Here is a 9,974-nt window from a genome sequence, read left to right on the forward strand (position 1 = left end):
AACGTTTTACACCGTATTAACCCTGAAAAGGGAAAGACAATGAACCGGCATTTCAAAATTGGTGAAACGACGATTTCTGTGTTGCCTTATTTCCAGTCAATTGTTTCAATGAAATCAGACCAAATAATTGGAGGGTTCGAAAAACCCTCTGGTTTTGAGGGTTCCTCTGTGATTCCATTTCGCCTTAGTTGATTTGGGATGATGAAGAACGGCTGCCCGGTTGAATGGGCTTGGTGATCAGCTCGAAGCGTTTTCCCGGACTGTGGATTTTGAAGTATTCCGCCCTAACCTGGATAAAGCATTGGCTTATGCGGACGAAAGCAAAGGCGGAAGACCGCCACTTGATCCGGTGCTGATGTTCAAGATCCTGGTAATCCAGATGCTCAACAATTTTTCTGATGAGCGGACAGAGTATCTCATCAACGATCGCCTCTCCTTTATGCGTTTCCTTGGTATGGGACTTTCAGATCGGGTGCCTGATGCCAAAACAGTCTGGCTGTTCCGTGAACGCCTGACACAAGCGGGTGCGATCGATGGGCGGTTCAACCTGACGTGCCCCCCGGACAACTCGAAAACGGACTCCCCTTGAGAGCAGGCCTTATTATCGCGTTACACTCGAGGCTTGTTTCTACGCGAAGTCGTTTTCCTGAGGATGTGATCTGCTTCTTTCATCGCAGCCTCAAGCTCGGTAAAGTCGGGCTTCCAGATCGCTGCCTGTTGTCCGGAGAGCGTTGATAACAGATCTGACGGGCGCAGTTCGTCAGGCAGCGCAGGATCCGTGTTTTTCAGGGGATAAGACGCGAGCCGGCGCGGCGGCATCAGAGCCTCGCGCAGGGGCTCGAACCCCCGCAAGGCGAACAAACGCCGCGCGGACCGATGCGTCACTTCAACCACCAGTCCCAGGCTTTCAAACCGTTCAAGAAGGTCAAGGGCGGCGTTGACAGACATCTTGAGGAGGTCTGCCAGCGTCGTCGCGGACGTCAAAGGGCGAGCGGCCAAAATATCGATGGCTGCAGGAGCTCGCGAGTTCCGACGCTGCGCGCCTGCTTCTCTGCGGGCTATGACCCACTGGCGTTCCATGCCACGCAGCATCTCGGTCATGGAGTGGGCTTCTGCCGTAACGGCTCTGAGGAACACCGGAACCCATCGCACAGGATCATGAGGTGCTCCAGCACGAAGCGCAGCAGGACCTGTTAGGGGAAGGGCGCTGCGCATGACGCCTCGTTTGCGCCACAAAACGCCAAGGGCCGCCCGGAAGGGAGCCCTCTGTTCTCCCTGATGCAGCCAGTCATGGAACGCGATCGCCGCACCGAGGAAGGGTCCACACGTTCGGATGAAGGGCCGGAGATGAGAGAGAGCCCGTGCAATATCCTGCCGTTGTGTCGCTGAAGGATGGGTCTGCCACTGGTAGAGCCGAAACGCTGTTTGTGCCGCTTCCACCAAAGCAAACCGGTCAGCACCCTCAAGGTCCTGCGTTGGGAGGCGCAGTCCTTCCAGGACAGCCGCCAGGTGCCAGGGATCAATGGCCTGCCCATCGACCTGCGCCTGGGCCCGGACAGCGTCGAGACGGGCGCGATAGAGAAAGGCCTCCTTCAGGGGATGATTCTGGAGCCGCTGATCGAGACGACCGATGGTTATCGATGCCGCGGTCAGGTCGATCGCTACGTCAGAGACCTGAAGCGTCGTACGGGTCGGCAACAACATCACGGCATCGTCGGCGCAGGATCATGGAGCATCAGTGCCCTCACATCAAAGGGCTTAAAGGTGGCTTTCAGTGTGAGCCGAGACAGGCTTGGAAAGAGAGCGAAGACAGGCATGAAGTCATGTTAAATCGGTCTTAGGTTAAATTTGCAAATTTTTCCAAAACGCGCCCCCTCTTCACCCTCTATGTCCGTTAATTCTTATTATCGGACATAGGGGTGGGGCACAAAAAAGACCCGCAAAGGTCTTTTCAAGGCGTGTTCCACGGACGCTCATGCAAGGACAAAGTCTGCTCACGGAAGGACAGCCTGATCGTCCCTGGCCCTCTTTGCGAGAGACATTCCAACTCACGCAGGTCTGTAACTATTCTGAGGCTCGCGGCTGACTTGGAGGGCTTATTGCCAGTCAGCTTACGATCAGCGAATGCGGATACCGGACATTCGCCTTATGGCGAGACCCGGTCAAGAATAGACTGTCGGGGATAGCTGCACCACAACAACAAGCAGACTTTGATTAACGAGGGCATGTAAGCGGAAGCGGCATTCGGAATGCTGGCAGCAAGCGCGCTGTTCGGATATTAAGGTGTGATGAGTAACCGCGACGAATTCTCCCGTAGCACAAAGAATGCAGTCGCGCTTCGCGCCAATCATCATTGTTCGTTTCGTGATTGCCCCCAGCCGACATCAGGCCCAAGCGATGAATCGCCCGAGGCTGTAAACATGATCGGTAAGGCAGCGCACATTCATGCTGCCGCCCCTGGACCAGGCGCGCGGCGCTATCTCGCGTCAATGACCCGCGAGGAGCGCACTCACATCTCCAATGCTATTTGGTTGTGTGCAACCCACGCCGACCTTATCGACCGGGACGAGGCGACCTACACAGCTGAAGTGCTTCGCGAGATGAAAGCCGAGCACGAGGGGAAGTGCGCCGAAAGACAGCGCAATGTCCTCTCAGTTGGGCAGCCCAATGCCGACCTTATCGCTATCGGACCCGACATCGTATTCGTTGGCAAATTTCTGGGCGTTGAAGGTGAAGTATGGAGCTTCCATCTGCAGAGCTTCATTGACGGCGATGTTCATAACTTGATCACGTTTGCCGATCGTTACGAACAAACCGCGGTCAAAGATCGATTTGTCCTTGTGAATGAGCTTGGAGACGGACGCGCGTTGAGGGCTAAGCCGTCTGTCACCAGGGAGACAACTGGCTGCTACACGGTTCGGTGTCTGGTTTTCCCGAGTGCCGAACGGATTCCAGCTGCCGACATTCCGAAGATGTGGGCATTGTCGGATAGCCATGACCTGATGACCAGCAACGGCAAATGGGCCATGGTGTCCGGCGTGGACGCCTTGCCGCAGCAGGTGAAGACGTGCCTATCGCATCAGATGGGCGAAAGCCCGTTTCACCGCGATTTTGGGACGAGGTTTGCCGAGTATTACAACCTGCTTGCTGGTTCACCGTGGCTTGATCGCTACCTGAATCTTGAGATAATCCGCTTGGCAGCAATCCCCTACTTCAACCCCACCGACAACCAGCAATACACTCCGCTTCTATGCGTCGAGCGCGTCTTTGGTATCCAAATTCTTGCTAACACGCCTACGAACAATTGGTTACCAATTCGCGTAAACCTCAGCGTCAAGGGCCTTGGGAGGTGGCAGCACGATCTTTCCGTCTGCATTCCATCGGAACCGATACAAAGGTGGTCCTTTGACGAGCTCCTTGCCGGCCCGTTCATTCGAGGCTGAACTGATGGTCTAGCGATGGGCTTTGACGTCGGCAGCGGGGACGCTGAACACCCCCTCTTGAGATCACTTTCTAGGGCAGCGCTTGCCCGGCTTGAAGCGGCTCTCAGCCCTTCTGCGACATCCATGCACGACGCAGCATGACTTACTCCCCGAAGCGGTGATAATCGTATAAGAGCTGCAAAAATTGGAAACCTGAATCATGCGGAGATACTATGCCACTGAACGAAAGGGCATCGCGGCCATTCAGGCCAAGTTGGCCGACCTTGAACTAATTTGGCGAGAAACTTCGACCGGAGATTTTGGCATCGACAGAGGTGGACCCCATTTTTCGGACAGGGCAATAAGCTCTCATGACCGTCATTAGGGGAGTGCAGTTGCAAGAAGCCTACACCATGACTGGTGTCTGGTGTGACCAAAAACTGATAGTGGACCTGACGGGTGTGCCGCGAGCCGATCGACGACGATTGATCATGCTCTCATCCGCGGGTTGGCTACCGCATTTCCCATTTCCGTCGTGGGCCTTCCTCTCTCTATAGACGGGCGTCGGTCGAAACCTGCCCCAGCTTACAACGAGGATTACCCATCTTGCCTGGTCTTCGCGGCACGCCCGTCAGGTCCAATAATCGGGCGCGGAATTCCCTATCAGATTGGCTGTATACGTCGACCGATATCCCAGATGAACCCGACCAGCTCGCGGGCGATCGCCGTAATCACTTTTGGCAGGGCCTTTCCGGTCGATGCCAACAAGCGGTAGCGCTGACAAAGACGGACCTGGGCTTTCCACGCGATGGCCCTGATATCCTCCGGCAAGCCTTCGACGCGCATTTGATATCGCCTCTCTTCGCGCGCCGGCAGGCGATACGACCATGCCGCCTCTACCAGCATCGCCCGTGCCTCCCGGTTCCCCGTCTTTGTTATCGCACCACGGCGGGTGCGGGCGCCGCTGGACGCCTCCGAGGGAACTAGGCCAAGCCAGCTCATCAGTTGCTTGGGCGTATCAAAGCGACTGAGATCGCCAATTTCGGCAACCAAGGTCGCGGCCACCACGAGCCCGACACCACGGAGGGCCTGCAACGCCTGAACCAGAGGAGCCAGCGACCATTGCGGCAGTGCTTCCACCAGCATGGAGTCCAGCCTGTCGCAGCGATGCTGTGCCTCCTCAATCCGTCGGATACCTTCACCGAACACGAATTGCTGATGCGGTGCGTCGAAGGCCTGCTCACTGAGCCAGCGCCAATGCGCCTTGGTCCAATTCGATCGCCCGGTGAATTTGCGCCCATGGCGAAGCAGGAAGCTCAATACTGTTTGCCGGCTGGCAACCAGATCCTGTTTCGCCTGCCGACGTCCCCGGATCAGATCCCGGATGGCTTCGTGCGCCTCGTCCGGCACCCAGATTGCTGTCAGTTCGCCCGAGCGCAGCAGGCGCGCCAGCATCTGGGCGTCTCTCCTGTCCGTCTTCACCCTGTAGGCTGGCTTGCGCGGTATTACAGATGGGGCGATGACGCTGCATTCCACGCCCAGGTCGGTCAACTGACGATAGATACCATATCCACAGCCGCCTGCTTCATAGCAGAAGTGGAGCGTGACATCGGGCGCTGCCAGGCGTGCCACCAGGCGCCGTATGGCATCGGGCGTGTTGGGAATAGTCCCGTGGAACCGGATCTCTCCCGATCGCCCGTCATTGGCGACCGCCACGGCAATTGTCTCCTTGTGAACGTCCAGGCCAATAAATTTCGCAGTCGACATTGTCATTCTCCTCTCCTGACAAAGTGAGCTTACGCTCCCCCTGACCTCGGAAAACGAGGCGAATGACGGTCATTGGGTCTATAATCCGACCTGAAAGAGGACGGGTTTTATGGGCAAGGTTACGCGCAAGAGGTATGCGGCGGAGTTCAAGTCACGGGTTGCGCTGGAGGCGATCCGTGGGGAGCTGACGCTGGCGGAACTGGCTTCGAAACATGGTGTGCATCAGACGATGATTGCCCAGTGGAAGCGCCAGGCAGTCGAGGGCATGGCGGCAACCTTTTCGGGGAAGGCGGTGTCTGAGCCCCTGGTCAGCCCTGCCGATGTGGAGAAACTGCACGCGAAGATTGGCGAGCTTCTCGTGGAACGGGATTTTTTACGCGATGCCTCTGTTCGGTTGGGCGTGATCAGAGGCGGCAGATGATTGACCCACAGCGTCCCCGGCTTTCGGTCGTGCGGCAATGCACGCTGCTGCATCTCAACCGGTCTGGCGTCTACTATCGGCCTGCGCCACAGAGCGAGGCCAATCTGGCGTTGATGCGGCTGATCGACGGCCAGTTCCTGGAAACGCCGTATTATGGCTCACGGCAGATGACATGGCATCTGCGCCGCCTGGGACATGAAGTGGGCCGCAAGCGGGTCCGGCGGCTCATGGGCCTGCGGGCGATCTACCAGAAGCCGCGCACGACCGTGCCCCATCCGGAGCATCGGAAATATCCCTATCTGCTGCGGGATCTGGTCATCAATCGGCCTGACCAGGTCTGGTGTTCCGATATCACATATATTCCCATGAAACGGGGATTTCTCTATCTCGTGGCGATCATGGACTGGTTCACGCGCAAGGTCCTGTCCTGGCGTCTGTCGAACACGATGGACGTGGAGTTCTGTATCGAGGCGCTACAGGATGCCCTCATGCGCTATGGCGCCCCGGACATTTTCAATACTGACCAGGGGTCGCAATTTACGACACCCCGTTTCACCGGGATACTGGAAGAGCGTCAGATCCGCATCAGTATGGACGGGCGTGGGCGATGGCTGGATAATGTATTCATCGAGCGTCTGTGGCGGTCGCTGAAATATGAATGCGTCTACCTGCACGCGTTCGAGACCGGATCAGAGCTGAGGGCCGGGCTTAGCAGATGGATCGCCCATTATAACGAAAGGCGTCCGCATATGGCGCTGGCTGGACGTACGCCCGATGAGGCGTATCATGACGTGCCGACATCATCTGGTCCGGGGTTAACCCCGGACCAGATGGCCAACAGCAACGCTGTCAGAAGGGCGGCATAACAATAACCGGGTATAGCTTATTCAAACCCAAAAACTGTCCGAACAGACGGGTCCACCTCTGATGGCCATGCCAGATTACTGGAAACTCTTCAGAGTATGCCGGACGGTCTCACGGTTGGATTTGAAGCAACCGGTGGACAGGAATGGGCACTCTGGGGTGTTCTCATCAGTATGGGACTCAATGCCGTCCAGTTGCCTCCAGCACAGATCAAAGCTTTCGCACTCGCCATGGGGAAACGCGCGAAAACCGATCAGATCGATGCGGAATTGATTGCGCGCTTTATGGCTTTTCGTCCAGAAGCAGGACGAACACTGCCGGATGAGAAGCTCCAGTTTCTGCGGGCACTGACGGTGCGCAGAGCTCAGATGGTGGAGGCACGTAAACGGCTTTCTGCCCAGATTTCGGCACGCCGCAAGCAGGGTGTGAGCGCTGAACTGGAGGATATGGACAGCAGTCTCAAAGCATTTCTCGAAAGCCAGATCAGCGAGCTTGAACAACGGATTGAAAGTGTTATCGGAGAGGCAGAAGAACTCTCCGCCAAAGCAGAGCTTCTCCGTTCCATTCCTGGTATTGGCCCGGTATCAGTCGCCATGCTTCTCGCAGAAATGCCAGAGCTCGGCCGCATGACAGCGACAGAAGCCGCTGCAATGACTGGTCTTGCGCCAATGGCTCATGATAGTGGCGCGATGCGTGGGAAACGGGTCATTTCAGGGGGAAGAAGATCTCTCCGCCACGTGCTGTTCCAGGCAGGATTGGCAGCTGCCTGCCATAATCCAGTTCTGAAAGCTGTTGCCAAGCGCATGAAAGAGCGGGGTAAACCACATAAACTAGTGATCGTCGCTATCGCACGGCGCCTCATCACAATCGCCAATGCTATCCTCAAAACTGGAGTGCCATGGCGCATTAGCTCCGCCGCTTAAACACAGTTGCTAGATATCACCATTTAACTCCTTGCGGGCTAATTCTTGGCGCTCCATATTTTCCGCGTCGTCCGACACTGCTTAACAGACACGGAGGATTCCAAAATGCATTTTTCTCGTATGATTCAGGCCGGCACCTTTGTTGCTAACTGGCCTGCGGCGCGGCTGCCCTGCCTGCGCAGGCTCAGGATACGTTGCGCGTCGTTGATGCACGGGGACACCAGGTCGGTATCCTGGTCCCGGTCCAGGGCATCGCAACGACAGCGGCAATGCCTGATATCGACATGTTCGAGGCCGTTGATCGCATGATGGCACGCAATATGGCTCTCATGGAGGCGGTCGATCGGACATTGGGCTCGCGGCTGGACGGCGTCCTGCGCGCCGTTCCGGCTGTTGGTCATGACCTCCCGAAACAGAGCATGTCCTGGCAGCGTTTCGAGGCGGTCAGCACCGGTGGACCCAGCGCCTGTACGCAGACGATCACGATCACATCAAACGGTCAGGCGGCGCCAATCGTTCATGTGTCACGCACCGGAAGCAAGTCCTGTGCGACGCTCCCCGCGCCGATGGCAGTTGACAATCCCGGAGATCAAAAGGCTGGTTCGACGGCTCTGACGCCCGCCGTCGAGACGCGGACGGAAGTCCCGACAAACGGACGCGCTGGAAGCGCTCTCTAAAACAGGTGGTGGCCGGAAAACCCCGGGCCACCATCATAGAAGGAAAATATATTGATTTTCCGCGATCATCGCCATGATGGTTAACGAATATCAACAAAACCCCTGTAGTTTCCGTCCGCAACACCGCCACAAAAAATAAATACAAATATAAATAATAAAATTATTCATGAAAAAGAATCTGCATTTCGTGCCCCCTTGACGAGGCAAGCATCTCTTCCAATCTTGCTTTCGCCGGACGCCATCGGGTCCGGCATAGGCTCTGTGAGCCAGACAACTGGAGTCCATGTTGCTTTAATCGGAGGATGTGGATGTCGACACTGAAAGGACTTTATTCCCGCTATCGCCGCTCCCTGCGCACAGCCGCCCGGAGATGGCGCAACCGACTGGAGGGAAGCGTATCATGGTAACGCGCCCCCTTTTCGGAGACGATCCGCTCGCTCCGCGTGTCCTCTCCGTGCTCCGCCGCCTCGGTCATGACGGACGTGGCGTGACGCTGACGTCTCTGGTGGCCCATACCGGTATACCGGGGATCAGACTTCGCTCCACGCTGGAACGCCTGGTCCAGGCGGGCGCGGTTGCCCCTGCCGGGTGTGATCCCCTGGCTTCTGATCTCGCGTTCCGTCTCCCCATGCGGGCAAGAGCCGTACCGCCAGTTCCGGTCGCGGCGTAAGGCACTGACCGCGCCGGGTAGATCAGAAACGCCTTCTCCGAGCGGAAGCGCCATCTTTTCTGGAACGACCGCACGAATGAGAGGGTGGAGCGGGGCCTTCCATCGGAGGCCCCGCGTCTCTGAAGGTGAAGTCGAAAGCAGAGAGAACAGGGAGATGTCGAGTTTTATCCATTTTCTCAACCTGAAGGCACTTCAGCACTATTGGAATAACCATCCTCCGGTGCCCCGTTCACTTGGGACGAGGGGGCCAGTTTGGTCGCATTCCGCCGGAGAGACCGAGCGAGCGGAACAGACGGCCAAGCAACCTCGGCACCTTCAGCAGAGGGAGAGGCCACATGTCGCTGTCGGTCTCATCCTCATGCTGCTGGTCGGAATGGTCTCGCCGACATCAGCTCATGCGCCGCAGGGTATGCTGTCGTGCGAGACAGAAAAGCAGCCGGTAAACATTCCATCCATGCCACTGGCCCGCGCCATCGAGATATTGAGCCGGCAGACCGGGTGCCCGGTCCTTATCGACCCGATCCTTATGGACGGCAGGACCTCGGCAGCCGTCAAGGGCGCCTATACGCCTCAGGCCGCCCTCCTGCANATCCGTGCATATCGACGTCACCGCCACTGTTTCTGGCTTGAGCGTCAGTCCTCTGGATGCGACGGCTCTGACATCGGATGACACGCGGTCCGGCCTGAGGAGTGCACCATGACTCTTCACACGGACAGACCGAACAAAATTATGTCGCTTCCGACCGTTCAGATCAGCACAGAACTGGCGGTCCTGCTTGCCTACTATCTCAGCTATGAGGAAAAAGACCGCGGATACGGCGGCCTCATGCGTCGGGCGGCTGACCACCAGATTTACGAGCGGGTTTCTCGCTGGAGAACCGCGTCAGACCCGGAAGCGACGACCCGACCAACGCCGTGGTCCGAAAACTTCTGCCTGGCGCTGACCGCACGCACATGGCCAAGGCCTTGGGCTGGCCGTTGGGAGACCTCGAAAACCAGCTGACATCGATCTTGCCAAAGGCCGTGCGAGATCATGCCAGAATATTGTCCTGTTGTCTGCCATGCTGGCACCGGATGTAAGCCGGAAGGGCCATTAGCCCTTCCAGAGACTGATTCAATCCGCAGGGGAGTTCGCATCCACATCCGAGGGATCCAAGCGGTTCGACCAGTCCTTTTAACTCTGGATCAGTGGAACTGCTCTAAAAGAAAAACCAGACCCAGGGCGTGGGA

The 9,974-nt window shown here is 57.2% G+C and carries 8 protein-coding genes and 2 pseudogenes; 8 read left to right on the forward strand and 2 right to left on the reverse strand.

Translation table 11 applies throughout. The features are described from left to right. Positions 1 to 192 (forward strand): annotated as a pseudogene (locus JK208_RS11915) (hypothetical protein); the annotation flags it as partial. 28 nt (positions 193 to 220) lie between these two features. Further along, a pseudogene (locus tag JK208_RS11920) lies at positions 221 to 523 on the forward strand (transposase); the annotation flags it as partial. 86 nt (positions 524 to 609) lie between these two features. Here the strand turns inward: JK208_RS11920 and JK208_RS11925 are convergent. Then, a complete protein-coding gene (locus tag JK208_RS11925; RefSeq protein WP_062454531.1) occupies positions 610 to 1,704 on the reverse strand; it encodes a hypothetical protein in 1,095 nt (364 codons plus the stop codon). Positions 1,705 to 2,288: 584 nt separating this feature from the next. On the opposite strand from JK208_RS11925, the gene JK208_RS11930 reads away from it, so the two are divergent. Continuing rightward, the gene (locus tag JK208_RS11930) at positions 2,289 to 3,443 is read left to right on the forward strand and encodes a hypothetical protein (RefSeq protein ID WP_145994768.1); all 1,155 of its coding nucleotides are present in this window, start codon (positions 2,289 to 2,291) and stop codon (positions 3,441 to 3,443) included. 642 nt (positions 3,444 to 4,085) lie between these two features. Here JK208_RS11930 and JK208_RS11935 read toward each other — a convergent pair. Next, complete coding sequence (locus tag JK208_RS11935; RefSeq protein WP_103143233.1) at positions 4,086 to 5,195, reverse strand: IS110 family transposase; 1,110 nt, start codon at positions 5,193 to 5,195, stop codon at positions 4,086 to 4,088. 103 nt (positions 5,196 to 5,298) lie between these two features. Here JK208_RS11935 and JK208_RS11940 point away from each other — a divergent pair. The 5 genes from JK208_RS11940 to JK208_RS11965 all read left to right on the forward strand — a co-directional run bounded on the left by JK208_RS11940 (position 5,299) and on the right by JK208_RS11965 (position 9,747). Beyond that, positions 5,299 to 6,476 (forward strand): IS3 family transposase gene (locus JK208_RS11940; protein WP_099287335.1). Its coding sequence is split into 2 segments (ribosomal slippage): positions 5,299 to 5,557 and positions 5,557 to 6,476, totalling 1,179 coding nucleotides; the frame shifts between segments, so codons are not numbered across the junction. 12 nt (positions 6,477 to 6,488) lie between these two features. After that, the gene (locus JK208_RS11945) at positions 6,489 to 7,397 is read left to right on the forward strand and encodes an IS110 family transposase (RefSeq protein ID WP_280522720.1); all 909 of its coding nucleotides are present in this window, start codon (positions 6,489 to 6,491) and stop codon (positions 7,395 to 7,397) included. A gap of 269 nt (positions 7,398 to 7,666) precedes the next feature. Continuing rightward, complete coding sequence (locus JK208_RS11950; protein WP_249202134.1) at positions 7,667 to 8,074, forward strand: hypothetical protein; 408 nt, start codon at positions 7,667 to 7,669, stop codon at positions 8,072 to 8,074. 400 nt (positions 8,075 to 8,474) lie between these two features. Continuing rightward, positions 8,475 to 8,744, forward strand: a complete 270-nt coding sequence (locus JK208_RS11955) for a hypothetical protein (protein WP_061487159.1) — start codon at positions 8,475 to 8,477, stop codon at positions 8,742 to 8,744. A gap of 697 nt (positions 8,745 to 9,441) precedes the next feature. Next, positions 9,442 to 9,747 (forward strand): hypothetical protein, encoded by a 306-nt coding sequence (locus JK208_RS11965; RefSeq protein WP_244901460.1) that lies wholly within the window; start codon positions 9,442 to 9,444, stop codon positions 9,745 to 9,747. Positions 9,748 to 9,974: the final 227 nt, after the last annotated feature.

The sequence above is a fragment of the Gluconobacter sp. Dm-74 genome, assembly GCF_018256135.1.
Classification (GTDB): domain Bacteria; phylum Pseudomonadota; class Alphaproteobacteria; order Acetobacterales; family Acetobacteraceae; genus Gluconobacter; species Gluconobacter cadivus.